General features: G+C 62.6%; 25 protein-coding genes. 11 read left to right on the top strand and 14 right to left on the bottom strand.

Going from position 1 to position 26845, the window contains the following annotated elements:
• The first annotated feature begins 476 nt into the window (after nt 1-476).
• Nucleotides 477-1181, top strand: coding sequence for a DnaA regulatory inactivator Hda (hda, locus tag ACJRW5_RS05750; RefSeq protein ID WP_484569567.1), 705 nt, complete (start codon nt 477-479; stop codon nt 1179-1181).
• Nucleotides 1182-1232: 51 nt separating this feature from the next.
• Here hda and ACJRW5_RS05745 read toward each other — a convergent pair whose 3' ends face one another.
• The 3 genes from ACJRW5_RS05745 to arsC are packed head-to-tail and all read right to left on the bottom strand — an operon-like array spanning nt 1233 to nt 2589.
• Complete coding sequence (locus ACJRW5_RS05745; protein ID WP_484569566.1) at nt 1233-1640, bottom strand: DUF2069 domain-containing protein; 408 nt, start codon at nt 1638-1640, stop codon at nt 1233-1235.
• 2 nt (nt 1641-1642) lie between these two features.
• The gene (wrbA, locus tag ACJRW5_RS05740) at nt 1643-2239 is read right to left on the bottom strand and encodes an NAD(P)H:quinone oxidoreductase (protein ID WP_484569565.1); all 597 of its coding nucleotides are present in this window, start codon (nt 2237-2239) and stop codon (nt 1643-1645) included.
• On the bottom strand, nt 2236-2589 hold the full coding sequence (gene arsC / locus ACJRW5_RS05735; RefSeq protein WP_484569564.1) for an arsenate reductase (glutaredoxin): 354 nt from the start codon (nt 2587-2589) through the stop codon (nt 2236-2238). Before arsC ends, wrbA begins: the two co-directional genes overlap by 4 nt.
• 197 nt (nt 2590-2786) lie before the next feature.
• On the opposite strand from arsC, the gene ACJRW5_RS05730 reads away from it, so the two are divergent.
• Nucleotides 2787-4004: a YihY family inner membrane protein gene (locus ACJRW5_RS05730; protein WP_484569563.1), complete on the top strand. Its 1218-nt coding sequence runs from the start codon at nt 2787-2789 to the stop codon at nt 4002-4004.
• A 619-nt stretch (nt 4005-4623) separates the two neighbouring features.
• Here ACJRW5_RS05730 and ACJRW5_RS05725 read toward each other — a convergent pair.
• Together ACJRW5_RS05725 and ACJRW5_RS05720 are read right to left on the bottom strand one after the other, a co-directional pair.
• Nucleotides 4624-5016, bottom strand: a complete 393-nt coding sequence (locus ACJRW5_RS05725) for a hypothetical protein (RefSeq protein ID WP_484569562.1) — start codon at nt 5014-5016, stop codon at nt 4624-4626.
• A 113-nt stretch (nt 5017-5129) separates the two neighbouring features.
• Nucleotides 5130-6536: a PilZ domain-containing protein gene (locus tag ACJRW5_RS05720; RefSeq protein ID WP_484569561.1), complete on the bottom strand. Its 1407-nt coding sequence runs from the start codon at nt 6534-6536 to the stop codon at nt 5130-5132.
• 30 nt (nt 6537-6566) lie between these two features.
• Here ACJRW5_RS05720 and ACJRW5_RS05715 point away from each other — a divergent pair, with 30 nt between their 5' ends.
• From ACJRW5_RS05715 to ACJRW5_RS05700, 4 genes are all read left to right on the top strand, one after another.
• Entirely contained in the window at nt 6567-7043 is a 477-nt protein-coding gene (locus ACJRW5_RS05715; RefSeq protein WP_484569560.1) for a TlpA disulfide reductase family protein, read from the top strand.
• A gap of 173 nt (nt 7044-7216) precedes the next feature.
• Nucleotides 7217-8389 (top strand): MFS transporter, encoded by a 1173-nt coding sequence (locus tag ACJRW5_RS05710; protein ID WP_484569559.1) that lies wholly within the window; start codon nt 7217-7219, stop codon nt 8387-8389.
• A 322-nt stretch (nt 8390-8711) separates the two neighbouring features.
• Nucleotides 8712-9389 carry a response regulator gene (locus ACJRW5_RS05705; RefSeq protein WP_484569558.1) on the top strand — a complete coding sequence of 226 codons (678 nt, stop codon included), beginning with the start codon at nt 8712-8714 and terminating at the stop codon, nt 9387-9389.
• Entirely contained in the window at nt 9386-10768 is a 1383-nt protein-coding gene (locus ACJRW5_RS05700) for an ATP-binding protein (RefSeq protein WP_484569557.1), read from the top strand. Before ACJRW5_RS05705 ends, ACJRW5_RS05700 begins: the two co-directional genes overlap by 4 nt.
• An 18-nt stretch (nt 10769-10786) precedes the next feature.
• Here ACJRW5_RS05700 and ACJRW5_RS05695 read toward each other — a convergent pair whose 3' ends face one another.
• A complete protein-coding gene (locus ACJRW5_RS05695) occupies nt 10787-11785 on the bottom strand; it encodes an AraC family transcriptional regulator (protein WP_484569556.1) in 999 nt (332 codons plus the stop codon).
• A gap of 163 nt (nt 11786-11948) precedes the next feature.
• Between ACJRW5_RS05695 and ACJRW5_RS05690 the strand changes: the two genes are divergently transcribed.
• Both ACJRW5_RS05690 and ACJRW5_RS05685 read left to right on the top strand, forming a co-directional pair.
• Nucleotides 11949-13088: an acyl-CoA dehydrogenase family protein gene (locus tag ACJRW5_RS05690; RefSeq protein ID WP_484569555.1), complete on the top strand. Its 1140-nt coding sequence runs from the start codon at nt 11949-11951 to the stop codon at nt 13086-13088.
• Nucleotides 13089-13179: 91 nt separating this feature from the next.
• Complete coding sequence (locus ACJRW5_RS05685; protein ID WP_484569554.1) at nt 13180-14361, top strand: CaiB/BaiF CoA transferase family protein; 1182 nt, start codon at nt 13180-13182, stop codon at nt 14359-14361.
• Between the two features lie 108 nt (nt 14362-14469).
• Here ACJRW5_RS05685 and ACJRW5_RS05680 read toward each other — a convergent pair whose 3' ends face one another.
• The 4 genes from ACJRW5_RS05680 to ACJRW5_RS05665 form a co-directional block, all read right to left on the bottom strand.
• Nucleotides 14470-14964, bottom strand: a complete 495-nt coding sequence (locus ACJRW5_RS05680; RefSeq protein ID WP_484569553.1) for a SprT family zinc-dependent metalloprotease — start codon at nt 14962-14964, stop codon at nt 14470-14472.
• A gap of 60 nt (nt 14965-15024) precedes the next feature.
• A complete protein-coding gene (locus tag ACJRW5_RS05675; RefSeq protein WP_484569552.1) occupies nt 15025-15687 on the bottom strand; it encodes a Yip1 family protein in 663 nt (220 codons plus the stop codon).
• A gap of 130 nt (nt 15688-15817) precedes the next feature.
• On the bottom strand, nt 15818-16417 hold the full coding sequence (locus ACJRW5_RS05670) for a Yip1 family protein (RefSeq protein ID WP_484569551.1): 600 nt from the start codon (nt 16415-16417) through the stop codon (nt 15818-15820).
• A 168-nt stretch (nt 16418-16585) separates the two neighbouring features.
• On the bottom strand, nt 16586-17179 hold the full coding sequence (locus ACJRW5_RS05665; RefSeq protein ID WP_484569550.1) for a DNA-J related domain-containing protein: 594 nt from the start codon (nt 17177-17179) through the stop codon (nt 16586-16588).
• 101 nt (nt 17180-17280) lie between these two features.
• Between ACJRW5_RS05665 and ttcA the strand changes: the two genes are divergently transcribed.
• The 3 genes from ttcA (at nt 17281) to ACJRW5_RS05650 (ending at nt 20507) form a co-directional block, all read left to right on the top strand.
• Nucleotides 17281-18105 (top strand): tRNA 2-thiocytidine(32) synthetase TtcA, encoded by an 825-nt coding sequence (gene ttcA, locus ACJRW5_RS05660; protein WP_484569549.1) that lies wholly within the window; start codon nt 17281-17283, stop codon nt 18103-18105.
• Between the two features lie 513 nt (nt 18106-18618).
• Entirely contained in the window at nt 18619-19692 is a 1074-nt protein-coding gene (locus ACJRW5_RS05655) for a 3-deoxy-7-phosphoheptulonate synthase (protein WP_484569548.1), read from the top strand.
• A gap of 143 nt (nt 19693-19835) precedes the next feature.
• Nucleotides 19836-20507 (top strand): DNA-3-methyladenine glycosylase I, encoded by a 672-nt coding sequence (locus ACJRW5_RS05650; protein ID WP_484569547.1) that lies wholly within the window; start codon nt 19836-19838, stop codon nt 20505-20507.
• Here the strand turns inward: ACJRW5_RS05650 and ACJRW5_RS05645 are convergent.
• The 4 genes from ACJRW5_RS05645 to ngg all read right to left on the bottom strand — a co-directional run bounded on the left by ACJRW5_RS05645 (nt 20497) and on the right by ngg (nt 26725).
• Nucleotides 20497-20748, bottom strand: coding sequence for a YheU family protein (locus ACJRW5_RS05645; RefSeq protein ID WP_484569577.1), 252 nt, complete (start codon nt 20746-20748; stop codon nt 20497-20499). The genes ACJRW5_RS05650 and ACJRW5_RS05645 overlap by 11 nt on opposite strands.
• Before the next feature lie 71 nt (nt 20749-20819).
• Nucleotides 20820-23564, bottom strand: a complete 2745-nt coding sequence (locus ACJRW5_RS05640; RefSeq protein ID WP_484569546.1) for a hybrid sensor histidine kinase/response regulator — start codon at nt 23562-23564, stop codon at nt 20820-20822.
• A 151-nt stretch (nt 23565-23715) separates the two neighbouring features.
• Nucleotides 23716-24915: an osmoprotectant NAGGN system M42 family peptidase gene (locus tag ACJRW5_RS05635; protein ID WP_484569545.1), complete on the bottom strand. Its 1200-nt coding sequence runs from the start codon at nt 24913-24915 to the stop codon at nt 23716-23718.
• Nucleotides 24916-24985: 70 nt separating this feature from the next.
• Nucleotides 24986-26725 carry an N-acetylglutaminylglutamine synthetase gene (gene ngg / locus ACJRW5_RS05630; RefSeq protein ID WP_484569544.1) on the bottom strand — a complete coding sequence of 580 codons (1740 nt, stop codon included), beginning with the start codon at nt 26723-26725 and terminating at the stop codon, nt 24986-24988.
• Nucleotides 26726-26845: the final 120 nt, after the last annotated feature.

Genomic DNA, 26845 nt, shown 5'->3' with positions numbered 1-26845 from the left:
TGCTCAACATAGGCCTGAAGAACCGCGCGCTTTTGATCCGAAGTGACCTTCATAATGACACCATAAGAGTTATGAAAATGTTATATAACAACAGCATAAATCTTATGCAAGGTCATTTCGCAAGAACCCCTTACTGACTTTTATTGACCGTATCCACATCCCTTTCATTGACGTGCTACAGGGACGTCACAAGCATTCAGCAGCCAACTACCTTCAGCGATATGTAAACGCACCGCGTGCGCCAGGCCGGCCCGTGCTTCGCTCTGCTCAGCACACATCCGTCCAGGCGCACGCAGTGCGTGTCGAAAAAGCGTCGAAAAAAATGACACTGAAAGTGCCAGACTGACCCCGAATAGTCAGCTAATCCATTGAATTAGCTGGAATAGACCCGCAGTGACACCCCGCGACGAAGGATATAAACTTTCCGGCCTTTACGGAGAGTCCAACAGCGGTTCCGAGGAACCGCCGAGCCCTGCATGAAACCAATCCAGCTTCCCTTGGGGGTGCGTCTGCGTGACGACGCCACCTTCGCCAACTACTACCCCGGTGCCAATGCCGCGGCGCTTGGCTATGTCGAGCGCCTGTGCGAGGCCGATGCCGGCTGGACCGAGAGCCTGATCTATCTATGGGGCGCTGAAGGTGTAGGGCGCAGTCACTTGCTGCAGGCCGCCTGTCTGCGCTTCGAGCAACGAGGCGAGGCGGTGGTCTATCTGCCGCTCGGCGAAGTGGTGCAACACGGCCCTGAGCTGCTCGATAACCTGGAGCTGTGCGAGCTGGTCTGCCTCGATGACCTCGATGCCGTGGCCGGGCGCAGTGATTGGGAAGAGGGCTTGTTCCACCTGTTCAATCGCCTGCGTGACAGCGGCCGGCGCCTGCTGCTGGCCGGCACCATGTCGCCGCGCGAGTTGCCGATTCAGCTGCCTGACCTGAAGTCGCGACTGACCCTGGCGCTGGTCTTCCAACTGCACGAGCTGTCCGATGAGGACAAGCTGCGCGCCCTGCAACTGCGCGCCTCGCGCCGCGGCTTGCAGCTAAGCGACGAGGTCGGGCGCTTCATCCTGACCCGCGGTGAGCGCAGCATGAGCGCGCTGTTCGAACTGCTTGAGCGCCTCGATCAGGCTTCGCTGCAGGCGCAGCGCAAGTTGACCATTCCCTTTCTCAAGGAAACGCTGGGCTGGTAGGAGCCCAGATGAAATCCGGGAATCATCCCCGGATTGCATCTGGGCTGCGCCTTATTCCCCGGCCAGCTTGCGGTCGTACTGAAAGCGCCAGCGGGTGTAGAGAAGGGCGCAGCAGAACAGGCCGAAGCTGATGACCGCCTCAAGAGCGCCGAACAGGGCGCGTGCCGGGTCGATGGCGGCCAGTACGCCCTGGATGAAGTAGATGTTGACCACAAAGCATATCCAGGCGTGAGCCCGTGCATTGCCCATCAGAATGCCTGGAGCGAGCAGCGCCAGCGGCAGCAGTTGGATGGCCAGGACCACGCCAATGCGCGCGCCGTGCAGGTCGGCAAAGACCAGATTCCATACCAGCAGCAGGAGCAGCAGGGCGACGAAGCTGAACAGGCTGAGCGCGCGGCTGAGTTTCATCCGCGGTTGCAGCCACTCGAGGCTGGGCAAGGGTTTCTTCTCACGGGCCACGATCAGTGCTCCAGTTTGCTGGCGGTTTGTGCCAGGCGTTGGCCAAGTGCACGGCACAGGGCGATCTCATGTTCATCCAGTGCGCGTTTGCCATCGCCGCCGGCATGGTGGCTGGGGCCGTAGGGGGTACCGCCGCCGCGTGTGTCGAGCAGCGCCGACTCGCTGTAGGGTAGGCCGCAGAGCAGCATGCCGTGGTGCAATAGCGGCAGCATCATAGACAGCAGCGTCGTTTCCTGGCCGCCGTGCAGGCTCGCGGTGGAGGTGAACACGCCAGCCGGTTTGCCGACCAGCTCGCCGGTCAGCCACAGATTGCTGGTGCCATCGAGAAAGTACTTCAACGGCGCGGCCATATTGCCGAAACGAGTCGGGCTGCCCAGGGCCAGGCCGGAGCAGTTCTTGAGGTCATCCAGGGTTACGTACATCGCGCCGTCTTCCGGCACGCTGGGGGCAACGGCCTCGCATTCGCTGGAGACTGCCGGTACGGTGCGCAGGCGCGCTTCCAGGCCCTTCATTTCCACCCCGCGGGCGATCTGCCTGGCCATTTCCGCCGTGGCGCCATGACGGCTGTAGTAGAGCACCAGAATATAAGGCGTACTCATGCCAGCAGCTCCAGCACTCTCTCCGGTGGCCGGCCGATCACGGCCTTGTCGCCGGCGATCAGAATCGGGCGCTCGATCAGTTTGGGATGCTTGACCATTGCTTCGATCAGTTGGGCCTCATTGAGGCTGACATCGGCCAGGCCCAGGGCCTTGTACTCATCTTCGCCACTGCGCAGCAACTCGCGGGCGCTGATGCCCAGTTTGCCGAGCAGGGTCTTGAGTTGTTCGGCACTGGGCGGCGTTTCCAGATAGCGCACGATGCTGGGTTGCAGGCCGCGTGCCTCGAGCAGTTCCAGAGCTCCGCGTGACTTGGAGCAACGCGGGTTGTGATAGAGCGTCAGGTCGGTCATGGTGGTTCGCATCCGGCTTGAAGTGGCGGCTATTCTAACCGCCTAGCGCGTCGATGCACGAAAAGCACGTGGTGACGCTGGTGCGACTTTTTCTCGCGGTGCATTGTCTTTTCAAATGTGGGGGCAGCTTGGAAGACGTTTACGCCTCCCGGCATCAAGTTTTGCGCTGAAATCTCAATCGACCACAAGGAGAGGTCATGCAGGTTCGTTTCAAGGACTGGCTAGGGTTCTGGCTGAGTCTTTACCAGCGTTTCATGGCGAATCGTGGAGCGGGTAACGCGGCGGCGTTGACCTACACCACGCTATTCGCCGTGGTGCCGATGATGACGGTGACCTTTGCCATGCTCTCGGCGGTGCCTGCATTTCAGGGCGTTGGGGAAGAAATCCAGGGGTTCATTTTTCGCAACTTCGTGCCCTCGACGGGTGAGACAGTGCAGGAGTATCTGCGCGAGTTCACCTCTCAGGCGCGGCAGTTGACCTGGTTCGGTGTGGGGCTGCTGGCGGTGACGGCCTTTCTCATGCTGGTGACCATCGAGAAGACCTTCAACGTGATCTGGCGCGTCCGCCAGCCGCGCCGCGGCATGTCGAGTTTCCTGCTCTACTGGGCAATTCTCAGTCTCGGCCCGCTGCTGCTCGGCGCAGGTTTCGCGGTCAGTACGTACATCGCCTCGCTCTCTCTGATTTCCGGGCCTGACGCATTGCTGGGTGCCAAGACCCTCCTAGGGTTTGCGCCGCTGTTTTCCAGCATTGCCGCTTTCACTCTTTTGTACGCGGCGGTACCCAATACCCGTGTTCCCCTGCGCCACGCCCTGCTCGGCGGATTGTTCGCTGCCATCCTGTTCGAGGTGGCCAAGGCGATGTTCGGTCTCTATGTCCGCTTGTTTCCCGGTTACCAGCTGATCTACGGCGCCTTTGCCACCGTGCCGCTGTTTCTGGTGTGGATCTACCTGTCCTGGCTGATCGTACTGCTGGGCGCCGAGTTGGTGTACGGCCTGTCGCAGCCCCGTCATTGGCGTCGTGAACCGATCCCGAAGGCACTGATTCTGCTGGTGATCCTGCGCCTGTTATGGAAACGCCAGCAGAAAGGCGAAGCGCTGCATCATGGCGACCTGCAACGTGCTGGCTGGCGTTTGCCGGAGGACCAGTGGACGGAGGTGCTGAGTTTTCTCGAGCGTGAGCGCCTGGCATGCAAGGCTGGCAGCGGCGGCTGGGTGCTATGTCGGGACTTGCACCATTTCACCCTGCATCAATTACTGGAACTCAGCCCGTGGCCCTTGCCGAGCTTCTCGCAGTTGCCCGCACAGCTCGATGAGCCCTGGTACCCGGCTTTGCGCAAGGCTCTTGAGCACTTGCAGAGCGAGCGCGAACAGCAGTTTGGTGTCAGCCTGGCGACCTGGTTGCCTGGCAAGGAATGAATGCGTGCATCGCACAACGACGGCCCGGAGGATCGCCGCCAGGGATGGCGCGTGACACAGTATTTCCGGGAGAAATACTGGACGTTGCGCAGCGACGGCCCAGAGGGTCACCGCGAGGGATGGCAGGTGACACAGTATTTCCGGGAGAAATACTGGACGTTGCGCAGCAACGGCCCGGAGGGTCACCGCCAGGGATGGCGGTGACAAAAAACGTCAGTTTGCGGCGTCGCTACTCCGTGCTCTTATCACTGCGGCAGACGTGATGCCGAGGAACGGCGTGTTACAGGGGCTGGCATGGTTCTAGCAATGGCAACGTTGATTGCTATCGAACTGCCAGCAGGGCAGGGATCGCTAAGGACGCATGCAGTAATGACTGGCCGAAACAACGTAATTCATCTTCATCGACGCGACCCGCAGGAAGCGCTGGCGCGGCTCAATCGCATAACAGGGCTGCACTTCGCGCGGTGGCCCGAGTCCCTGCTCGAACAGGTAGCGCCAGAGAATCTGCCGCAGGCTACGGAGTCTGCTGTCGAACAGCCTCCGTCGAAACCAGAGGTTTCCTCTGGCTGAAACGAAAACCCCGCGCGCTGCGCGGGGTTCTGATCTTGCGAGCTTGGCGTCAGGCCAGTGCCTGACGACTTTCGCTGTTGGCGAGCTCGACCGCCTGCACGAAGAACTCCTCGACCACCAGCCCTTGCGCTGGCACGGCAGAGCGCAGGCGCACCTGCATATCCTCGATTTTCTGGCGCACGGGCATGCGGGCGATACCGGATAGCAAGATCTTGCCCTGAGCGTTGACCTTGCCATGATCGACATTCACTTCACGTCGCTTGTCACCGTCACGGTAGCTGATCAGCAGCGATACCGGCAGGTTGGCCAAGCCTGGCAGTTGCAGCCAGGTCGCGACATTGTATTCGGCCACGCGCCCTTCGTAGGCAGTGACCACCAGGCGAGCGACGTCGACGATGCGTGAGGGTACAGGGCCGATCAGCTTGTCTTGCGCTTGGGACATGGTGCTATTCCAGGCTGGTTGAGACTTCAGTTCCAGGAATTATAAGCAGCCCTCGGGCGACGAAACTGTGCGCTCGGCAGACAGGCAGCGTGACTGGGATCGCAGTTTTGCTATCAGGCCAGACGCAAAGGATGGCGGGTGACCGAAGACGTTCCCAGGTTGCTCTCGGGCAAAGGCAGGATCGCCTGATTGTGTACGCTGGCAAGTTGCAGCCAGAGATGTTCGCCGGTGGCGAACTGGCCATTGGGTAGCCAGAGTCCGTGATGCCAGCCATTGCCAGGAGCCGGAGTGCTCTGCAGTACGCCTGGGTGCGTTTGTGCATTGGGCGCGCGTCTTAGCCACACAGGGCGAGGTAGCCCCTTGAGGTAGCGCAGGCCCAGGTGCAGCCCCTCGTTATTGAGATGACGCCAGCGCACCAATGCCAGCGTTGGTGTGCCGTTGGTCAATAACAACACCAACTGCCCGACCTGCAGTTGCGCGCCCTCGTTGGCATTGCAAAGCAATCTCGCGCCGCCGGGGCTGGCATCCAGTATCTGGGCGTCGGTGCGTTGCGGCAGTTTGTCGAGCAGTTGCGCGTGAATGGCGGAGAGTCCAATCACCAGGCTGCATTGACCCGCGAATTCGGCGCGTTCATGGCGGCGTTGCTGGCGCCCCAGCCAGTGTTGGCGTACGCGTTCAAGCAACTGACGTTCAAGCGTGCTTTGCAGTGGCGCGGGTTCATGCAGGGCGATCAGCAAGGCGCCCAGTTCGAAGCGGCGCAGGCTGTCCGGCTCACCTTCGACCTGTTGTTCGAAGGCCAGGCAGGCCTGGGACTCGCTGAGATTGACGATCGGGCCTTCGATTTCGTCCTCTTCGTCCCAGGGTTGCAGCCGGGCCAGCCCGGCGAGTGGGGCGAGGGCAGTGAACAGCGTCAGGCACTCGCCTTCATCCAAGTGGAAGGGGTTGCTCAGCGCCAACAGCAGCATTTGCTGATACAGACCACGCAGGGTGCTGGCCGGCTTGGGTTCGAAGGCCGCCGCGACCGGTTCGTCCAGGCACTGCTGGTGTTCGCCTATCCAGTACAGCAGGTGACTGTCGCGCCAGAGAGCGGCGGGCGGCTCCTGGTACAGCTGATAGTGACGCAGCAACTGCTGGGCAAGAAAGTGCTGGGCCATGTACAGGCACCAGGCCAGATGGGGTAGCGATGGCTGACGGCCCTGCAGGATCTGCAGTAGCAAGCGTTTGAAGCCCGTCGCCAGTTCGCTGCACAGACGCACGAACAGAGCGCTGGGGGGCGGCTGGCGGTTCGCCAGGCTGGCGTAGTGGCGGTATTCGTCACTGAAGCTTTGCAGCGCACGCTGCCTTTCCAGTAAGGTCAGGCCGCTGCGATTGAGCGTGAACAGCAGGCCAAGCACTTGCTGCAGGCCGTGTTCCGTCTCGAGCTGACGTGCCGCCGCGAGTCGCTCGGCGATCTCCGCAGGCGATACCTGGCTGTCTTCGCGGATGTCCGGTACTTCCAGGCGCAGGGCATCCAGCGTCATATCAACCCCGAGTGGACGAGGATCGAGTACATGGGCTTACGGCTCCGGATTGTCGGCAAGGCTGTTTTGGGTATTTGCGCCGGTCTGCTGCTGGCTGGTTGCGCCGAGGATTTCGGCCCCGATCAACATGGACGAAAGGTAACGGCTGACAGCCTGGAAGGCCAGTGGCTGGTTATCAATTATTGGGCTGAGTGGTGTGCACCCTGCCGCACGGAAATTCCTCAACTCAATGCGCTGGACGAGGCACTTAAAACACAGTCGGCGCGGGTAATAGGCGTGAATTTCGATGGTCTGCAGGGCGATGAACTCAAGCGCGCCGCAGACGCTTTCGATATCCGTTTCACCGTGCTGGCGCAGGACCCGGCTGCGCGCTTCGAGCTACCGCACAACGATGTGTTGCCCGTGACTTACATTGTCGATGCCGACGGCAAGTTGCGTGAGCGCCTTGTGGGCGAGCAGACTTCTGCCGGCCTGCAGGCCCATCTGCAGCGGCTACGCAACCCGTAGCGAGTCGATAAAAACTTCCGCAGAGGCGTTTGACGTCGCCCCGCGGAGACTCGAAGGGTTGTCGCCATGGATGGCAGACAACAAAAAGCGCTGCGACAAGCAGTCGCAGCGATAGGTAGCATGCTAAGCTTTTGCTCCGGCCGAATCTGCGCCGTGATTCATGAGTTTGCCTGATGTCCGCTACCCACCTCGTTCGTGGCAGCGCCGGTTACCGGCGTGCCACTCTGGCGCTGTTCTGCGCCGGCTTCGCCACCTTCGCCATGCTCTACTGTGTGCAGCCGCTGCTGCCACTGCTGGCCGCGCACTTTCGTGTTTCTGCGGCCAGTAGCAGTCTGGCCTTGTCATTGACCACCCTGAGTCTCGCCCTGTGCCTGCTGGTATCTGGTGCGTTGGCCGAGAGCTGGGGGCGCAAGCCGGTCATGGCCTGCGCCCTCGGTTTGGCGGCGCTGTTGGGGATCGCCTGTGCGCTGGTGGAGGAGTGGGGCAGCCTGCTGATTCTCCGGGCGCTGCTGGGGCTGGCACTGAGTGGGTTGCCGGCCTTGGCCATGGCCTATGTCGGTGAAGAGTTCGACCCTGAGGCTCTGCCGGCCGCCATGGGGCTGTATATCGGTGGTACGGCGCTTGGCGGTTTGCTTGGTCGTCTGTTGGCTGGCCTGCTGAGTGATCTGGGGGGCTGGCCGTGGGCGCTGGGTGGTATCGCTGGTCTGGGGTTGCTGGCGTTGGGACTGTTTCTCTGGCTGCTGCCGCCGTCCCGGCATTTCTCTGCTCAGCCGCTGTCCATGCGCGGGCTGTTGCGTAACTTCGCCCTGCATCTGGGCAACCCGCGCTTGCGCGTGCTGTTCGCGCTGGCGTTTCTGTTGATGGGCGGATTCGTTGCCTTGTTCAACTATGTGGGCTTTCGCCTGGCCGCTGAGCCGTTCAACCTGTCGGCAACGGTGATCGGCATGCTGTTCACCGTCTATCTGCTGGGTATCTTCAGTGCCGGTTGGGCGGGACGCCTGGTGCCGCGCTTCGGGGCTCGGCAGGTGCTGTCGGGTGGCATCGGCCTGATGCTACTGGGCGTTGGGTTGTGCGTCGCGCCCTGGCTGGGGGCGGTGGTCGCCGGGCTTGCGCTGTTTACCCTTGGTTTTTTCGCCGCGCACGCGGTCGCCAGCGGGCAGGTCGGTATTCACGCTAAGGGTGCCAAGGCCCAGGCGTCGGCGCTTTACCTCTGTGCCTATTACCTGGGTTCCAGCCTGGTCGGCTATGTCGGCGGCTATGTCTGGGAACATGCCGGATGGTTGGCCTTGCTCGCCGTGCTGGCTTCGCTGTTCGTGCTGGCAGGCGCCCTGGTGCGGCGTATATAGGCTGTTTGCTGACTATTCAGTGCAGGTTCAAGCAAGATTCACCGTGCGTGAGTAGCCTTTCGCCAAAGTCGTTGTCGAGTAGGCCGCGACCGAAACCGAATCGCCAATTCCGTCTGGGCTGGTGTTATCCATGTGTTCCGGGCGACGACGGTATCGGTCGAATTGCCAAGTCTGGCTGAACCGATCTGCAGAACCAATGCCGCAGAGCTTATGATCAGCGCTGCGTTTGTACGCAGTCTCAATCACGCCTTTTGATAGCGCTTTCGTTTGTCTGGCCGGGCATCTGCCCGGCCTTCGTATTGCCGAGGGAAGGGAGAAAATCATGAAATTGCTGGTGGTGGAGGATGAGGCGTTGCTGCGTCACCATCTGTTCACTCGCCTCAGTGAAAACGGGCATGTGGTGGATGCCGTGCGCACTGCAGAAGAGGCGTTGCAGCGCACCGAGTCGTTCAACCATGACCTCGCGCTGGTCGATCTTGGTCTGCCGGGCATGAGCGGAATCGAGTTGATTCGTCAGTTGCGCAGCCAGGACAAGAGCTTTCCGATCCTGATTCTGACCGCGCGTGGTAACTGGCAGGACAAAGTTGAAGGACTTTCCTGTGGCGCGGATGACTACGTGGTCAAACCGTTTCAGTTCGAGGAGTTGGAGGCACGCCTGAACGCCTTGCTGCGCAGGTCTTCAGGTTTCACCAAATCGACCATCGAGGCTGGCGTGCTGGTGCTCGATCTCAACCGCAAGCAGGCAAGTGTCGACGGGCAGTCCCTGCAGCTGACGGCCTACGAGTACCGCATCCTTGAGTACCTCATGCTGCATCACCAGCAGGTGGTGGCCAAAGAGCGTCTGATGGAACAGCTTTATCCGGGTGACGACGAGCGCGACCCCAACGTCATCGAGGTGCTGGTCGGTCGTTTGCGGCGCAAGTTGGAGGCGGTATTGAGCGGTAAGCCGATCGAGACCGTACGGGGACAGGGCTACATGTTCAACGAGCGCTGCAAGTGAGACGGGCGCGAGCCTTCCTGCGCAGATTGCGCATTCGCTTTGGCTCGTTGCGCCTGCGCTTGATGCTGGCCAGTGCGGCCCTGGCGATGTTGTTCATGCTGTCGCTGATGCCGGTGTTGCAGGGCGTTTTCCTGATGGCCCTGGAGCAGACCGTGGAGAAGCGCCTGGCCTCCGACGCCGCGGCCCTGATATCGGCTGCGCGTATCCACGAAGGCCGCCTGCATATGCCCGACAAGATGCCGGACGAGGAATTCGACAACCTCGATTCACACCTGTTGGGTTTCATCTTCGACCGGGAAGGCACCATGCTCTGGCGTTCCCGCTCTTCCATCGATGAACTGGTGCGTTACCTGCCGCACTATGATGGTCGAGGCCACGAGTTCATACGCATTCAGGACAACAGTGGCCACGAGTATTTCGTGTACGACATCGAGGTGGACTTGCTGCGTGGCGATGAAACGGCCCTGAGCATCGTCACCATGCAGCCGACCCGCGAGTATCAGAGCCTGTTCGATGGCTTTGCCTGGCAGTTGCGTCTGTGGCTGGGGATCGCCCTGTTGGTGCTGCTAGGCCTGTTGTGGTTCGGTCTGACCTGGGGCTTTCGTAGCCTGCGGGGCTTGAGTGACGAACTCGATGGTGTAGAAGCCGGTACCCGCCAGCGCCTGAGTGACGAGCACCCGCGTGAATTGCTGCGCCTGACCAATTCCCTCAACCGTCTGCTCGACAGTGAACGGCGCCAGCGTGAGCGCTATCGCGACTCGCTCGAAGACCTCGCCCATAGCCTGAAGACGCCGTTGAGCGTACTACAGGGCATCGGTGAAACCCTCTCTGCCCAGGAGGGCACTCGCGAGCAGGCGCAGCTGATGCAGGCGCAGATCGAACGTATGAGCCAGCAGGTCGGCTACCAGTTGCAGCGTGCCAGCCTGAGACGCAGTGGCCTGGTGCGCCATCGCGAGCAGGTCTGGCCCCTGCTGGAGGGGCTGTGCCGTTCGCTGGACAAGGTCTATCTCGACAAACAGGTGGAGACCACGCTGGAGGTGCCCGAGCACAGCTGGGTCACCATGGAGCGTGGTGCCTTGATGGAGCTGCTTGGCAACCTGCTGGAGAACGCTTATCGGCTTTGCCTGCATCGGGTGCGGATCAGGCTGCAGCCACTGGTCGGCGGATGCCTGATCACCATCGAGGATGACGGGCCCGGTGTGCCGCAGAATCAGCGTGAGCGTGTGCTGCAGCGGGGCGAGCGGCTGGACGCGCAGAATCCGGGGCAGGGCATCGGCCTGGCGGTGGTCGAAGACATCATCGAGAGCTACGACGGCGAAATGAGCCTGGAAGACTCCGAACTGGGCGGCGCCTGTTTCAGGGTGCGTCTGTACGACTGAACTCAGCGTGAGCGGCGCTCATCCTTCCTGTGCCCGATACGCCCCGGGTGTCAGCCCCGTCCATTTCTTGAATGCCCGATGAAAAGCCGAAGGCTCGGAGAAACCGAGCTGTTCGGCGATGTCCTGAATGGCCAGTTCGTCGCGCCCCAGGTGATAGATGGCCAGGTCGCGGCGCAGGTGATCCTTGAGTTCCTGGAAGCTGGTGCCCTCTTCTCGCAGGTGACGACGCAGGGTCTGCGGGCTGGTGTGCAACTGATGGGCGACCTGCTCGAGGTCGGGCCAGGTACGGCAGTCGCGCCCGAGCAGGCGGCGAATCTGGCTGATCAGGCTGTCGCCGCCATCGGGGCGCGCCAGCAGGTCGGCCGGGGAGTGTTCGAGAAACTGCTTGAGCGTGCGTTCGTCCTGCAGCAGCGGCATGGCCAGGTAACGGGCATGAAACAGCAGGCTGGTCTGCCCGGCGGCGAAGCGTCGGCTGCAGGGAAACAGCAGTTCGTACTCGGCAGAGTGTTCCGGCTCGGGGTAGGCGAAGGTGGCTTCCTCTAGGCGGATGCGCTGGCCAATCAGCCAGCTGCCGAGGCGGTGCCAGATCACCAGCAGGCTTTCTACCAGAAAGTGATCCGGGTCCCATAGCGTGCTGTCGTCCACGCTCAGCCGCGCCCAGTCGCCTTCGCGCTGCAGGTGAATGCTCGGTGCATCTGGGAACAGGCCATAGAACAGGGCGCCACGGCTCAGGGCCTTTTCCAGGCTGCGGCAATGGATGATGGCGTGGCCCATCATGGCGAAGGTGCCGCGTTTGCTGGGCTGGCGCCCGAAACCGAGGTACTCGTCGTCCAGTGCCTCCCAGAGCAACTGCATCAGCCGGGCGAATTGTTCGGGAGCGATGCGTGCGCGCGGCTCCACCAGCACGGCCGGCTGGATACCGGCCTGGCGCAGTATCGCGTCGCAGGCGAGGCCGCGGCGTCCGGCACCGCGCAGCGCTGCTCGGACGAAGTGGCTGGCGATGGTGCGTTCGCGCATGCTGGCTTTCCGCTGTCGAGGGGCACCGATGTTAGGCGGCAGGCGTTCGCGGCGGCAAGCCGGCCGAGCGATTGGGTCAATTCAGGCTGAGCGCATGGGTCATTGAGGGGCAGCGGGGCGGCACTTAACCTCTGGCTCATAAGAACAGCGGAGGACCCGCCCCATGCAACGCAACCATTTCGACACCGAGCACAAGCTGTTTCGCGATGCCTTCGCGGCATTCCTGGACAAGGAGGTGGTGCCCCATCAGGACGCCTGGGAAGAGGCCGGAGTGGTGGATCGCAGCGTGTGGCGCAAGGCCGGCGAGATGGGCTTCCTGCTGCCCTGGGCGGATGAGGAATATGGCGGCACGGGGCTCAAGGACTTTCGCTACGAGCAGATCATGTGCGAGGAGCTGGCGCGCATCAACGAACCGGGTTTCATGATTCCGTTGCACTCGGCGCTATGCGGCCCCTATATCGCCGAATACGGCAATGCCGAGCAGAAGGCGCGCCTGCTGCCAGGCATCATCCGTGGCGAGAGCATCCTGGCCGTGGCGATGACCGAGCCCGCTGCCGGCTCCGATCTGGCCGGCATGCGCACCACGGCGGTGGACAAGGGCGACCACTGGCTGCTCAACGGCTCCAAGGTGTTCATCTCCAACGGCTACCTGGCCGACGTGGTGATCGTCGCGGCCAAGACCGATCCGGGCAACAAGCACGCCATGGGCCTGTTCCTGGTCGAGCGTGGCATGCCGGGCTTCGAGCGTGGCAAGAAGTTGAAGAAGCTCGGCATGCACAGCCAGGACACCGCCGAGCTGTTCTTCAACGAGGTCAAGGTGCCCAAGGAGAACCTGCTCGGCGACGCCAAGGGCGGCTTTTTCTACCTGATGAACATGCTGGCCCAGGAGCGCCTGACCAACGCCTGTGGAGCGGTGGCCGGGGCCGAGGCGGCGCTGCAAACGACCGTCGAGTACGTCAGGGAACGCCAGGCCTTCGGTCGCCCGGTGGCGCACTTTCAGAACACCCGCTTCAAGCTCGCCGAGATGCGCACGCAGATCGACGTGGCGCAGGTGTTCACCGACCGCTGTGTGATGGACCACAACCAGAAGCAGCTCAGCCCGGAAGTGGCTGCCGAGGCCAAGCTGTTCACCACTGAGCTGCTCGGCAAGGTCGTCGACGAGGGTGTACAGCTGCATGGCGGTTGGGGCTACATGTGGGAGTATCCGATCTGCAAGATGTACGCGAACGCGCGCATCCAGCGCATCTTCGCCGGTACGTCGGAGATCATGAAGGAAATCATCAGCCGTGGCATGAAGCTGTAAGGTCGCGCAGGAGCGATCAGCGCATCGGCGTTGCGGGGGCGTATGAACGCTGCCGCCGCGTCGGCCACCCGGTCACTTATCAGGAGACGCCATGAGCGGCCCACTGTCTTCGTTGAAGGTTCTCGACTTCTCCACCCTGCTGCCGGGGCCGTTCGCCTCGCTGCTGCTGGCCGATATGGGCGCCGAGGTGCTGCGGGTGGAGTCGCCGACGCGCATGGACCTGGTGCGCGTACTGCCTCCGCACGATGGCGGTACCTCCACCAGCCACGCCTACCTGAACCGCAACAAGCGCAGTATCGCCCTGGACCTCAAGCGCCCCGAGGCCGTGGAAGTGGTCAAGCAACTGGTGAGCGAGTACGACATCGTGCTGGAGCAGTTTCGCCCCGGTGTGATGGACAAGCTGGGCGTCGGCTACGAGGCGCTCAAGGCGATCAACCCGCGGCTGATCTACGTGTCGATCACCGGTTATGGCCAGAGCGGGCCGTATCGTGATCGCGCCGGGCACGACATCAACTACCTCGCATTGGCCGGCATCGCCAGCTATACCGGGCGCGCCGATAGCGGTCCGCTGCCACTGGGCGTGCAGTTGGCGGACCTGGCCGGCGGCTCGCTGCATGGGGTGATCGGCCTGCTCGCCGCCGTGGTGCAGCGTCAGGTCACCGGTCTTGGGCAGCAGGTCGACGTGAGCATGACCGACTGCGCCTTCAGCCTGCATGGCATGGCGGGCGCAGGCTACCTGGGCGGCGGTATGGAGCCGAACATGGAGAATCAGGCGCTCAACGGCGGCAGTTTCTATGACTACTACCGCACGCGCGACGGCCGCTGGTTCTCTGTCGGCAGCCTGGAGCCACAGTTCATGCAGCAGTTCTGCGCCGCCATCGGCCGTCCCGAGCTGGCGGCGCGCGGGCTGTCGCCCAAGCCGGAGGATCAGCGTGCGCTCAAGCGCGAGATCGAGATCGAGATCGAGAAGCGCGACTTCGCGCAATGGTGCGAGGTTTTCGCTGAGCTGGACGCCTGCGTCGAGCCCATGCTGCCACTCTCCGAGGCGGTGGCGCATCCGCAGATCAGGTCCCGTGAGCTTGTGGTCGAGGTGCCGCGCGAGGGGCTGCCGGCGCAGGCGCAACTGGCCTGCCCGCTGAAATTCTCGGAGGGCTTGCCGCCACCCCGGCATGTCGGTGCTGCGGTCGGTGCGCATACCGAGCAGGTGCTGGCCGAGCTGGGTTATGACGCTGAACAGATCGCGGCATTGAGGAGGGCCAGGGCGCTGGGTTGAGTCGAAAGGCCCGCTGTCTGGCAATGTCGGTGCGCACAGCGCACCCTACGGGATGTCGGTACAGGCATAGAGTGCGCCGCGCACCGAAGCATTATGGAGTTTCCTTCATCACTCCAGGCGCTGTTCACCGCTGAAGGTCAGCGTCACCTTGCAGCGTCTGCAGTAGTAGCGGCGCCCCTTGGCCACCAGCGCATGACGCTGAGCGGTGAAGGGAAACTCGCCATCCACGCAACTGCAGCGGTAGATGAAGCGGTTGACCTTGCGCCGTTCGACTTCATAGCTGTGGCAGCGATGCGGCGGCAGCTCGTATACGCCGCGCATGATCAGTTGCCACTCTTCGCCGTGCGGCTGGATACGTGGGCCGAACAGCTGGTGGGCGATCATGTGAGCGACTTCGTGAGGTACCGTCTGGCGCAGGAAATCCTCGTGGTTGTCGCGGTACAGCTGCAGATTGAAGCGCAGCTTGTTTTCCGTCAGATGCGCGACACCCGCCTTCTGACCACGCAACTTGAAGCTGATCTCGGGGCGGGCGAAGCGTTGCTTGAAAAAAGCTTCCGCCTGCTGATAGCAGGCTTCGACTCGGGCGTGAATCTGTTCGGGCATGACTGGCGCAGGTACGGGCTGAGGGCGAATTATGCCGCAAGCAGCCCGGCTGCGCAGGTATCACTCGTCTCCTGGCGGTTGCATACGCTCCTGCTGCGTGCCGCGGCTCTGATCCTGATCGACCGTTCGCTGATAGTCCGGCTGGAGGGTATAGGACCAGAACAGAATCATGCCGACCAATATCGTAACCACTACCAGCAGACCGACGCCTATCATCGACGAGGCGTAGAGGAAGCCCTGCTGATTGTCGATGCGCATGAAACGCGGCAGCCCGATATAGATCAGATAGGAGGCATGTGCACAGGCCAGCAGCAGAACCAGTATCGCCAGCCAGCGGGCAGGATAGAGCGCAGCGATCCCCGCCAGAAAGAATGGCGTACAGGCGTAGGCTATGAAACCGATGCATTGGTTGAACGTAGGCCTGGCCTCGAAGGTGCGCGACATGTAGCGCAGGAAGTAACCCATTATGAAAACACCGATCAGCGTTGCCAGGTACAGCAGCACACTCAACTGCAGGGCGCTGGTCGATTCCAGGTGGATACGTTCTTCGTCCACCAGGCTCCAACCTACCCAGTGGGTACCGATGAACAGACAGATCGCCGGCAGCAGGCTGAAAAGCAACAGGTACGGCAAATAATTGGCGCTGTTGTGTTCCTCGTCCTGGCGAATGGCCGTCCAGGCACGGTCCGGGCGGGTTAGAAGGGTATAAAGGTTCGCGTACATGGGATGACCGTCCATTGACTACCTTTTAATATCGGGCAGTCATGCGGAACGAGGGTTCAACTCAAATTTCTCGCAAATGACGGAAATGAAAAGACCGCCCTTGAGGCGGTCTTTTTGCAGCGTTGCAGCATCAGCTGGTGTAGACCGGGCCTATGCCCATTCCCCAGAGAACTACAGAGCTAGCGATCATCGCCACCAGCACCACCAGGCCCACAGCCAATACGGAGCTGGAGAACATGAAGCCTTCATCGTCTGGAATGTTCATGAAGGTTGGTATGCCAACGTAAAGCAGGTAGACCGTGTAGCAGATCGCGACCGTCCCGACGACCATGCCCAGCCACAGGTGTGGATAGAGCGCTGCGAGTCCTCCTATGAACAGCGGTGTTGCGGTGTAGGCGGCGAAGACGACGCATTGGGTCAGGCTGGGATTGGCATCGTAGGTGCGCGCCATCCAGTGGATGAAAGCCCCCATCACAGCGACGCCAGCGAGCATGGCCAGGTACGACATGATGGTCATCACCATCGCACTGCTCTCGGTGAGCATCACCGGCGTTCGATCGCCAATGGCCCAGCCGACCTGGGTGGTGCCGATGTAGGCCGAAATTGCGGGGATGGCCGCAAGAATCAGCACGTGGGTCAGGTACATGTGGCTGATGGATTCTTCCTCGCCACGGATTTCTTGCCATTCCTGATCAGGGTGGGTGAAGAGCCCCCAAACGTGGTGGATCATGCCAGACACCTCCTCATTCTTATGACGGTCGCCCCCCAGCGGACGCCCGGCGCGCGTGTGCAGCGCTACCGGGTGGCCAGGCCGATTCAATGCGACCTTATGTCGCAGTATAGGCAGGGGCTGAAGCAGGCGTGGTGTCTGGCTTTAGAGCAAATCGCTCTCTGTGGATCAGTGGTAATAGCGCTCTAGAATTTCCATCGCCAGGTTGATCGACTGCAGCCGCTCTGTGCTGCCGCCTCGGTCTGGATGGTGCTGGCTGACCATCTGTCGGTAGCGCAGCTTGATTCGTGGCAGGTCGAGGGACCGTTCGTCCCCCAGCTCGAAGAGTTCCAACGCAGCCTGCTTCTCGTCTCCCCCCTGCATGCGCGTCCAGAAGCTGGTCAGCAGGCGTTCGACGTCGCGCTCGTCGGTGTCGCGCAACTGGCTCATGTCGAGGTAGTAGTCGCGCAGTTCGTCGCGTTCGCTCAGCGCCGCACTACCTGGTTCATACGGAAGCAGGCGAATGCACAGCGGGCTGATCTGCAGCAGATGGCTGCCTTGTTGCCAGAGCCGTTCGCGCAGTCGATAAAGGGCGTTGAACAGCAGAAAATGAGTGCGGAACAGCACCAGCTTGTCGGCCAGCGGCAAGTTGGGGATATGGCCGCTGTGGCGCTCTTTCAGTTGCTGGATCAATGCGTATTCGGCAAGCCCCTCGGGAGCGGCTTGCAACAACTGCAGCACCTGCTCGGCGAGGTCCTGAGTGGGGTCTAGGTCGTCATTCATCGGCCGAGCCTAGCATTTCGTTGCCGGTGGGGTAGGGGCGAGACGCCATTGTGCGTAAAATGTCGCGCTTTCGTTCCCACCCCCTCGGATTTCGACGCACCATGGGCACCCTTTCGGTCAACCAGAACAAACTGCAGAAGCGCATTCGCCGCCTGGCCGGCGAGGCCATCACCGATTTCAACATGATCGAGGATGGCGACAAGGTGATGGTCTGCCTGTCCGGCGGCAAGGACAGCTACACCATGCTCGACGTGCTGCTGTACCTGCAGAAGGTGGCGCCGATCAAGTTCGAGATCGTCGCGGTGAACATGGACCAGAAGCAGCCGGGCTTCCCCGAGCACGTGCTGCCGGCCTACCTGGAATCCATCGGTGTGCAGTACCACATCATCGAGAAGGACACCTACTCGGTGGTCAAGGAGAAGATTCCCGAGGGCAAGACCACTTGCTCGCTGTGCTCGCGTCTGCGTCGCGGCACGCTGTACACCTACGCCGACGAGATCGGTGCGACCAAGATGGCGCTGGGGCACCACCGCGACGACATCCTGGAAACCTTCTTCCTCAACATGTTCTACGGCGGCACGCTCAAGGCCATGCCGCCCAAGCTGCTCTCCGATGACGGCCGCAACGTGGTGATCCGCCCGCTGGCCTACTGCGCCGAGGCGGACATCGAGGCCTACAGCCAGCTCAAGGAATTCCCCATCATCCCGTGCAACCTGTGCGGTTCGCAGGAGAACCTGCAGCGCCAGGTGGTCAAGGAGATGCTGCAGGAGTGGGAACGCAAGAGCCCCGGCCGTGTCGAGATCATGTTCCGCTCGCTGCAGAACGTGCATCCGTCGCAGCTGGCCGACCGCAATCTGTTCGACTTCAAGAGCCTGAAGATCGACGACAGTGCCACGCCGCGTTTTCTCGACGTGATGAGCCTGTAACGCATCACGGTTGAAACCGCTCCCACGGTTCGCATCGCTTGTGGGAGGAGCTTTAGCCGCGACGCTTGCCAGGCTGTCAAAGCCTGGAGTAAGGTTCAGCCATCGTTTTGGAGAATTCCATGTCCGCCAGCCTCAACCTCCTGTCCATGCTGCAAGCCGGTGCCTCTCGCGCTGCGCTGGCTCGTATGCAGGCGCTCGTGGCTGCGGCGTATTATTTCTTTGGGTATTGGTTTAGCCACAGGCGCGCCTGATACCCCACAGGCGGCCTAGCAGAACAGGGTCGCCACCAGAGACGTTTTCCACAAAACCCCCGGTCGGCAACCCGACCGGGGGTTTTGTTTTTTTCGGCCGAAAACGGCCACAGATCGAGGACTCACAGATGAACCGTTATTACCGCAACTACCGCTACGACTGGCGATTTAGCAGCGTCACTGCCGCCCTGATACCACTCGAACGAACAACCAGATAGCACCGCTGCGGCATCGACCGCACCGGCCAAGGAATTGCCAGATCATGAACGCTTCCATCTCCGCTCAACTCGTTTCCCGCGCCACCTCCATCGTCCGTCGCAGCGCTCAGCCGCTGCCCAGTCCCGCCGTCCTGCGCCAGCGCCTGCCGTTGCCCAGTCTGCTTGCCGAACGCATCTCCGCTGACCGTGCCGCCATTCGTGCCGTGCTCAATGGCGAGGATTCGCGTCTGCTCGTCGTCGTCGGCCCCTGCTCCCTGCATGACCCGGCCTCGGCGCTCGAATACGCCGAGCGCCTCGCCGCGCTCAAACCGCAGGTCGAAGACCAGCTGTTGCTGGTGATGCGCGCCTACGTGGAGAAGCCGCGTACCACGGTGGGGTGGAAGGGCCTGCTGTACGACCCGCATCTCGACGGCAGTGGCGACATGGCCGAAGGGCTGCGCCAATCACGGCAATTGATGCTGGATATCCTGACGCGCGGCCTGCCACTGGCCACTGAGCTGCTGCAACCGCTGGCCGCCGGCTACTTCGATGATCTGCTTGGCTGGGCAGCAATTGGCGCACGCACCAGCGAGTCGCAGGTGCACCGTGAAATGGTCAGTGGTCTGGATCTGCCGGTCGGCTTCAAGAACGGCACCGATGGCAGCGTCGGCATCGCCTGCGACGCCATGCGTTCGGCAGCGCATCCGCATCAGCACTTCGGCATCGATGAGCTTGGCCATCCGGCGCTGCTGCATACCGCCGGCAATCCGGATACCCACCTGGTGCTGCGTGGCGGTCACGGTGCACCAAACCATGACCCAGTCAGCGTCGCTGACGCGCGTGAAGCGCTGCAGCGCCAGGGTATTGCCCCGCGCATCATGGTCGACTGCAGCCATGCCAACAGCGGTAAGGACCCGCTGCGTCAGCCAGCGGTGTTGGACAGCGTGATCGATCAGCGGCTGGCAGGTGACAGCAGCCTGCGCGGGGTGATGCTGGAAAGCCACTTGTTCGACGGTTGCCAGGCGTTGTCGGGCGAGTTGCGCTACGGCGTGTCGATTACCGATGGCTGCCTGGGTTGGGAGGGCACCGAAGCCTCCTTGCGCCTGGCTGCCGAGCGTTTGCGCGGCGCTTTGCTGTAGAAGCCGCGCCTCGCGGCGAATGTGCTCTTTGCCTGAGGCGCACAGGCAAAGAGCTTCGCCCCGGGGCGGGACTCCCACAGGGCTTGAACTGTGGTGCTGCCTGCGTGCAGGCTTCGTCATCCGTTTCGTGAGAGATTCGATTCATGCGTGATTACAAATGGCTGCACGAGTTCTGCCTTAACCGCTTCGGTTCGGAGAAGGCACTGCAGGCGATGCTGCCGCAGCCGCGCAGCGATGCCGAACTGCGTGCGCTGAGTGACGACCGCTATCTGTCGTTGATCAGCCTGCGCATCTTCCGCGCCGGGCTCAAGCACAGTCTGGTGGACGCCAAGTGGCCGGCGTTCGAAGAGGTGTTCTTTGGCTTTGACCCGGAGAAGGTGGTGCTGATGGGCGCCGAGAGGCTGGAGAACCTGATGCAGGATGCACGGCTGATTCGCCACCTGGGCAAGCTAAAGAGCGTGCCGCGCAACGCCCAGTTCATCCTCGATGTCCGTCGCGAGAAAGGCAGTTTCGGCGCCCTCGTCGCGGACTGGCCGGCAAGCGATATCGTTGGTCTCTGGAAGTACCTGGCCAAGCACGGCAGCCAACTGGGTGGCCTGTCCGCGCCGCGCTTCCTGCGCATGGTCGGCAAGGACACCTTCATCCCCACCGACGACATGGTGGCCGCGCTAAAGGCTCAGGACATCATCGACAAGGCGCCGACCAGCCAGAAGGACCTGGCCGCCGTGCAGGCGGCCTTCAATCAATGGCAGGCCGAGAGCGGCCGGCCACTGTGCCAGCTATCGGTGATGCTGGCGCATACGGTCAATCACTGAGGTCGTCGTTCAGAGCGTCCAGCCACTCTTTCGGCACGTCGCGCTTCATCGCCAACTGGCACTGCTGGCTGTCGGGGTCGAACACGATCACCGCCTCGCCCTTGTCCAGGGCGCGGCGTACGCGCTGTACGCGGGTTTCCAGCGGAGTCTCGTCACCGTTGTCGGTGCCGTCGCGGGTGACGAAGTCTTCGATCAGGGCGGTGAGGGTGTCGGCTTGCAACAGGTGGGCGGGGATCAGCACAGCGAACGGGCTCCAGTGGTAGACGCTCATGATAGAGGCAGAGCGCCTGCCGCTGCGAGCCAATCCGCCCGTCAGGCACTGTGTCGGTTGAGGTGGCGCTCCAGCGTGCTGTAAAGCAGGCCGCTGTCCAGGGGTTTGCCGAGAAAATCATCCATGCCGGCATCCAGGCCATGCTGCCGGTGCTCTTCGAGGATATGTGCGGTCAGGGCAATGATGGGGACCGCGCCCCATTTCTTGCTACGTTCCAGACGACGTATCTGGCGGGTCGCTTCGAAGCCGTCCATAACCGGCATTTCACAATCCATCAGGATCAGCTGAACGGCGTCCGGAGCGCGACCATACTCGTCCACTGCAGCCTGGCCGTCGGTCACCAGACGCACGTTGTAGCCGCGCTTCTTGAGAAAACCCTGAACCACGAGTTGGTTCACCGGGTTGTCCTCCGCCACCAGGATGCAGGGGGCATTGCCATTGTCGCTGCGTACTTCTCTCACCAATCGATGTACCTTTGCTCTGGGTTCTTCATACAGCCCGTTCAGTGCCTGGCGCAGGGCGTTGATCGCCACGGGCTGGGCCAGGTGTTGCAGGCGCAGGCCATGGCTGGCGGGTAGCTGCCGGCAGGCTTCGGGCGGGCAGACCAGCAGCACACGCTGCTGCGGTTGCAGCATGGGCCTGAGCGAGTCGAGCCAGTGGTTCACCCCGCCCGGCCAGGGCGCCATCAATATCAGCAATGGCGGCGCGGCGAAATCCTCCAGGTAGTCCTGCAGGCGCTCCGGTGTCTGGCAGCGCTCGGTGCGCATGCCCCAGCGCCCGAGCAGGCGACTCATGGCGTCCAGCCCCAGGCCATCCAGCGAGGCGAGTAGAGCCGTGCGCCCGGCCAGCAGGCCGCTGAGTTCGTCAGGCGCCTCCGGTTCGGCCAGCAAGGGTATATCAAAGGCGAAGCGGGTGCCCTGACCGAGAGTGCTCTGCACCTCGATTCGTCCCCCCATCATCTCCACCAGTTCCTTGCTGATGGCCAGGCCCAGGCCGCTGCCGCCGTAACGGCGGGTGGTGCTGGAGTCGCCCTGGGCGAAGGATTCGAACAACTGCGCCAGCGCCTGTTCGCTGATGCCAATGCCGCTGTCGCTGACGGCGAACACCAGATGCGGGGCGCCGTGACTGTCACTGCGGCGGCTGACACTGATGGCCACGTGTCCTTCAGCAGTGAATTTCAGAGCGTTGCTGAGCAGGTTCATCAGCACCTGCTTGAGGCGTGTCGGGTCGCCCTGAGTCCGCCGGGGTACGCCGTTTTCCAGGCTGACATAGAGACGCAGGTGCTTGTCCAGAGCCTGGCCGGTGAACAGGCTGAGGGTGTCGGAGATCATGTCTTCGAGGTCAAACTCGATCTGTTCCAGGCTGAGCTTTCCGGACTCGATACGGGCGTAGTCGAGGATGTCGTTGATCACCGCCATCAGTGAGCTGCCGGAGCTGGAGATGGTGTCGACATAGAAACGCTGACTGCGATCCAGCGGTGTCTCGCGCAGCAGTTGCAGCATGCCCAGTACGCCATTGAGCGGCGTGCGGATCTCGTGGCTCATCTTGGCCAGGAAGCGGCTCTTGGCCTGGCTCTCGAACGCTGCCTGCTCGGCGGCGCGGCGCGACTGGAAACCTTCCTCCTTGAGCAGGTTGATGCGGTCGGCCAGGCCGATGGACAAGGTGATCAGCTCGATGGTGACGCCGATCTTCACCGCCGTGGCGCCGAATACGCCGAACACCTCCAGGCCCAATGAACCGGTGGTGGCCTGGATGAAGGCGAACAGCAGGATGGCCCAGGCCAGGGTGTAGTAGGAGCCGTAGCGCACGCCCCGGCGCCAGATGTAGATGCCGGTGAGCAGCAGGATCAGCGACACCAGGGAGACGGTCACGCTGGCCAGGATGTTCCAGGCGGCGAAGCCGATCAGCGGTACCGACAGCAGGCAGCCCATACACAGCAGCATCAGCAGCCGCAGGCCGGTATCGAGCCTCGGAAAATACTGACGGGCGTGCAGGAAGTGCCGGCTGAACTGGATGGCCGTGAGGCAATGCACGTACATCAGGATGTAGATGCTGACCGACTGCAAGGCCACGTGTTCAGGGAGCAGCTTGAACAGCATGCCGTCGAAGCAGGCGGCGAGCAGGCCAACGTTTAGGTTATAGGCCAGGTACCAGAGATAGGCCGATTCACGTAGCGACAGGTAAAGGAACAGGTTGTAGCAGAACATCGCGAACAGCACGCCGTAGAACGCGCCGGCCAGCCCCATGAGGTTTTCCTGGGCGGCGGCGCTGGCGCCGTAGGTGGCAAAGAACAGCGGCACGAACACCGTGCTGGTGGTTTCCACGCGGATCAGCAGCGTGTTGACCCCGGGCTCCACTTGCATGGGAAACCAGAAATTACGGACCTGCACCGGGCGCTGCGAGAAGGCGAAGTGGTCACCGCTTTCCTGCTGCAGAAGCTTGCCCTGTGGGTCGATCAGATAAACCTGCAGGTGATCGAGGAGCGGGTAGTTGACTTCGAGGTAGCCGCCCAACGAGTGATCGAGGCTGCTGACCAGGCGAACCTTGAACCACCACGCCGAAGCATTCTTGCCGAGGTTGGCGTGCTCGCTGTCGAGGCGGCGAAAGGCGCCGTCATCCAGGGCCTGGACCTGCTCGACGCTGAGGCTGCCGTCCACGTCCTCGTAGTAGCCGGTGTAAGGGCCCAGGGAAAAACGCAGATCGTCACTGTCCAGCGACGCGGGCGTGAGGGCCCAGCTCGGACATGCAAGCCAGAACAGCAGCAAAGCCAGACATAGACGAGGCATCCGTGAACCTCAGAAGGCCAGATGGCCGTAGTCGATTTAACGTCGCATGGCGACGACCCGAAGGTTGGCCTGGTTGATGGCGGCCATAAAAAGGGGAGCCTGAGCTCCCCTATAGTCCTTCGTGTCACTTTGCCCTTATGCGGGCAACCCTTCAAGCGTCCCGATCATGTTGCTTGACCAGGCTGTCTACCGGCGGCACCCGGGTGTCGCTTTCCATCTGCGCATCGTGTTCCAGCTGGTGGCTGAAACGCTCCAGCGAGCCTTGAGCCGGCTGGGCGTCGCTGGCGAATACCGGCGGGCTCATCATGTAGGCCGTGAGGATCTGGCTGAGGGCCTTGAGGCTGTCGATATGGGTGCGCTCGTAGCCGTGGGTGGCGTCGCAGCCAAAAGCCAGCAGCGCGGTGCGGATGTCGTGGCCGGCGGCCACCGCCGACTGCGCGTCACTGTGGTAGTAGCGGAACAGGTCACGGCGCACTGCCACCTCCTGCTCGGCGGCCAGGCGCAGTAGTTGGCGGGACAGGTGATAGTCGTAAGGACCGCCGGAATCCTGCATGGCCACGCTGACGGCATGTTCGCTGGACTGTTGGCCCGGCGCGACCGGGGCGATATCGATGCCGACGAACTCGCTGACATCCCAAGGCAGGGCGGCGGCGGCGCCGGAGCCGACTTCCTCGGTGATGGTGAACAGCGGGTGGCAGTCGATCAGCGGTTGCAGGCCGTGATCGCGAATTACCTTGAGCGAGGCGAGCAGGGCGGCCACGCCGGCCTTGTCATCGAGGTGACGGGCGCTGATGTGGCCGCTCTCGGAAAACTCCGGCAGCGGGTCGAAGGCGACGAAATCACCCACTGAGATGCCCAGCGAATCGCAATCGGCACGGGTGGCGCAGTAGGCGTCCAGGCGCAGTTCGACGTGGTCCCAGCTGATCGGCATGGTGTCCACTGCGGTGTTGAAAGCATGCCCGGAAGCCATCAGCGGCAGAACGCTGCCGCGGATCACGCCATTGTCGGTGAACAGGCTGACGCGGCTGCCCTCGGCGAAACGGCTTGACCAGCAGCCCACTGGAGCCAGGCCTAGGCGACCGTTGTCCTTGATCTCGCGGACGATGGCGCCGATGGTATCCAGGTGCGCGGAAACCGCACGGTCGAAGCGTTCGTACTCGCTCTGACGGCCGCGCAGGGTGGCGCGGATGGTGCCACGGCGGGTCAGCTCGAAGGGAATTTCCAGTTCTTCCAGGCGCTCGGCGACATAGCGCACGATGGTGTCGGTGAAACCGGTCGGGCTGGGAATGGCGAGCATTTCCAGCAGCACCTTTTGCAGGTATTCGAGATCGGGTTCCGGTAGTTGTTGCATGGAGTCTCCTTGATCTATCTGGCGGAGCGCTTTGCCCGGCGCGCCTGCAGGCGCGCCGCGCGGTAAAGCTTCAGGCGTTGGCGTGGCTGAGCGGGAACAGCAGGTCGACGAAGCGCTCGGCGGTCGGCTGCGGTTCGTGGTTGGCCAGGCCGGCGCGTTCGTTGGCTTCGATGAACACGTACTCGGGCTGGTCGGCAGCCGGCACCAGCAGGTCGAGGCCGACCACCGGAATTTCCAGAGCGCGTGCGGCCTTGATCGCGGCATCGCGCAGGGTCGGATGGAGAATCTCGGTGACATCCTCCAGAGTGCCGCCGGTGTGCAGGTTGGCGGTCTTGCGCACCGCCAGGCGCTGGCCGGCCGGCAGCACGCTGTCATAGTCGAGGCCGGCGCCGTGCAGGGTGCGTAGCGTCTCGGCATCCTTGGGAATGCGGCTTTCGCCACCGGTAGCGGCCTGGCGGCGGCGGCTCTGCGCGTCGATCAGCTCGCCGATGCTGTGACGGCCATCGCCGATGATTTCGGCCGGGCGGCGAATCGCTGCAGCCACCACTTCATAACCGATCACCAGTACGCGCAGGTCGTGGCCCTCGTGGTAGCTCTCCAGCAGTACGCGCTGGTCGAATACACGTGCGCGCTCGATGGCCTCCTGCACCTCGCCGGGGGTGCGCAAGTCGACGGCGACGCCCTGGCCCTGTTCGCCATCGACCGGTTTGACCACCACCGCACCGTATTCAGCGAGAAACGCCGCGTTGTCCTCGGCACTGCTGGCCAGACGCTGGTCGGGCACGCTGAGCCGCGCGCGTGACAGGGCGCGGTGGGTCAGGCGCTTGTCCTGGCACAGGGTCATGCTTACCGCGCTGGTCAGGTCGCACAGCGATTCGCGGCAGCGAATGCGCCGGCCACCATGGCTGAGGGTGAACAGCCCGGCTTCGGCATCGTCGACCTGCACCTCGATGCCGCGACGCAGCGCCTCGTCGACGATGATGCGCGCATAGGGGTTGAGTTCGGCCTGCGGGCCGGGGCCGAGGAACAGCGGCTGGTTGATCCCGTTCTTGCGCTTGAGGCTGAAGGTCTGCAGCTCGCGAAAACCCAGCTTGGCGTACAGCCGCTTGGCCTGCTTGTTGTCGTGCAGCACCGACAGGTCGAGGTAGCTCAGGCCACGGCTCATGCCGTGTTCGATCAGATGACGGACCAATACTTCGCCAACGCCCGGCCGGCTGCATTGCGGGTCCACCGCCAGGCACCAGAGGCTGCTGCCATTTTCCGGGTCGTGGAAGGCGCGCTGGTGGTTGAGGCCCATGACGCTGCCGATCACCGCACCGCTGTCTTCGTCCTCGGCCAGCCAGTAGGTCGGGCCGCCTTCGTTGTAGGGCGTGAGTTTGTCCGGGTCGATCGGCAGCATGCCGCGGGTCTGGTACAGGCAGTTGATCGCTTGCCAGTCCGCCTCGTTCTGCGCGCGGCGGATGCGAAAGCCGCGAAAGCTGCGGCGCGCCGGGCGGTAGTCGGTGAACCACAGACGCAGCGTGTCGGACGGGTCGAGGAACAACTGCTGCGGTGCGTGGGCCAGCACCTGATGCGGCGCGGCGACGTACAGGGCGATATCGCGTTCACCGGGTTGTTCGTCGAGCAGCGCATCGGCCAGTGCCGTGGCGTCCGGGTAGGTGTGGCCGATCAGCAGGCGGCCCCAGCCGCAATGAATGACGTGCGGCTGGCTGGGTTTGCTGCTGTGATCCTCGGCCAGGCGCGCCTGCAGACGCTCGTAGGAGGGCGTTTGGCCGCGGATCAGGCGTTGGTTAAAGGCAGGGGAGCGCATGAGTTGTCCTTAATCTCTACCTCCGGTCTGAGCCGGATCGAGTGTTGAGTCGCGACAACCCCGGATGGCATCCGGGCTACGACCGTTGATCAGGCAGGCGCGGCGCGAACGCCGCGCCTG

This window comes from Pseudomonas pichavaramensis, assembly GCF_050473265.1.
Classification (GTDB): Bacteria; Pseudomonadota; Gammaproteobacteria; order Pseudomonadales; family Pseudomonadaceae; genus Aquipseudomonas.
Note: the sequence above shows the minus strand (reverse complement) of the source record. Positions and strands in the feature narration are given on the sequence as shown.

Coding starts and splice junctions, on each gene's coding strand:
- hda (WP_484569567.1), top strand. CDS start 477: ATGAAACCAATCCAGCTTCCCTTGGGGGTGCGTCTGCGTGACGACGCC.
- wrbA (WP_484569565.1), bottom strand. CDS start 2,239: ATGAGTACGCCTTATATTCTGGTGCTCTACTACAGCCGTCATGGCGCC.
- arsC (WP_484569564.1), bottom strand. CDS start 2,589: ATGACCGACCTGACGCTCTATCACAACCCGCGTTGCTCCAAGTCACGC.
- ACJRW5_RS05730 (WP_484569563.1), top strand. CDS start 2,787: ATGCAGGTTCGTTTCAAGGACTGGCTAGGGTTCTGGCTGAGTCTTTAC.
- ACJRW5_RS05725 (WP_484569562.1), bottom strand. CDS start 5,016: ATGTCCCAAGCGCAAGACAAGCTGATCGGCCCTGTACCCTCACGCATC.
- ACJRW5_RS05720 (WP_484569561.1), bottom strand. CDS start 6,536: ATGACGCTGGATGCCCTGCGCCTGGAAGTACCGGACATCCGCGAAGAC.
- ACJRW5_RS05715 (WP_484569560.1), top strand. CDS start 6,567: ATGGGCTTACGGCTCCGGATTGTCGGCAAGGCTGTTTTGGGTATTTGC.
- ACJRW5_RS05710 (WP_484569559.1), top strand. CDS start 7,217: ATGTCCGCTACCCACCTCGTTCGTGGCAGCGCCGGTTACCGGCGTGCC.
- ACJRW5_RS05705 (WP_484569558.1), top strand. CDS start 8,712: ATGAAATTGCTGGTGGTGGAGGATGAGGCGTTGCTGCGTCACCATCTG.
- ACJRW5_RS05695 (WP_484569556.1), bottom strand. CDS start 11,785: ATGCGCGAACGCACCATCGCCAGCCACTTCGTCCGAGCAGCGCTGCGC.
- ACJRW5_RS05690 (WP_484569555.1), top strand. CDS start 11,949: ATGCAACGCAACCATTTCGACACCGAGCACAAGCTGTTTCGCGATGCC.
- ACJRW5_RS05685 (WP_484569554.1), top strand. CDS start 13,180: ATGAGCGGCCCACTGTCTTCGTTGAAGGTTCTCGACTTCTCCACCCTG.
- ACJRW5_RS05680 (WP_484569553.1), bottom strand. CDS start 14,964: ATGCCCGAACAGATTCACGCCCGAGTCGAAGCCTGCTATCAGCAGGCG.
- ACJRW5_RS05675 (WP_484569552.1), bottom strand. CDS start 15,687: ATGTACGCGAACCTTTATACCCTTCTAACCCGCCCGGACCGTGCCTGG.
- ACJRW5_RS05670 (WP_484569551.1), bottom strand. CDS start 16,417: ATGATCCACCACGTTTGGGGGCTCTTCACCCACCCTGATCAGGAATGG.
- ACJRW5_RS05665 (WP_484569550.1), bottom strand. CDS start 17,179: ATGAATGACGACCTAGACCCCACTCAGGACCTCGCCGAGCAGGTGCTG.
- ttcA (WP_484569549.1), top strand. CDS start 17,281: ATGGGCACCCTTTCGGTCAACCAGAACAAACTGCAGAAGCGCATTCGC.
- ACJRW5_RS05655 (WP_484569548.1), top strand. CDS start 18,619: ATGAACGCTTCCATCTCCGCTCAACTCGTTTCCCGCGCCACCTCCATC.
- ACJRW5_RS05650 (WP_484569547.1), top strand. CDS start 19,836: ATGCGTGATTACAAATGGCTGCACGAGTTCTGCCTTAACCGCTTCGGT.
- ACJRW5_RS05640 (WP_484569546.1), bottom strand. CDS start 23,564: ATGCCTCGTCTATGTCTGGCTTTGCTGCTGTTCTGGCTTGCATGTCCG.
- ACJRW5_RS05635 (WP_484569545.1), bottom strand. CDS start 24,915: ATGCAACAACTACCGGAACCCGATCTCGAATACCTGCAAAAGGTGCTG.
- ngg (WP_484569544.1), bottom strand. CDS start 26,725: ATGCGCTCCCCTGCCTTTAACCAACGCCTGATCCGCGGCCAAACGCCC.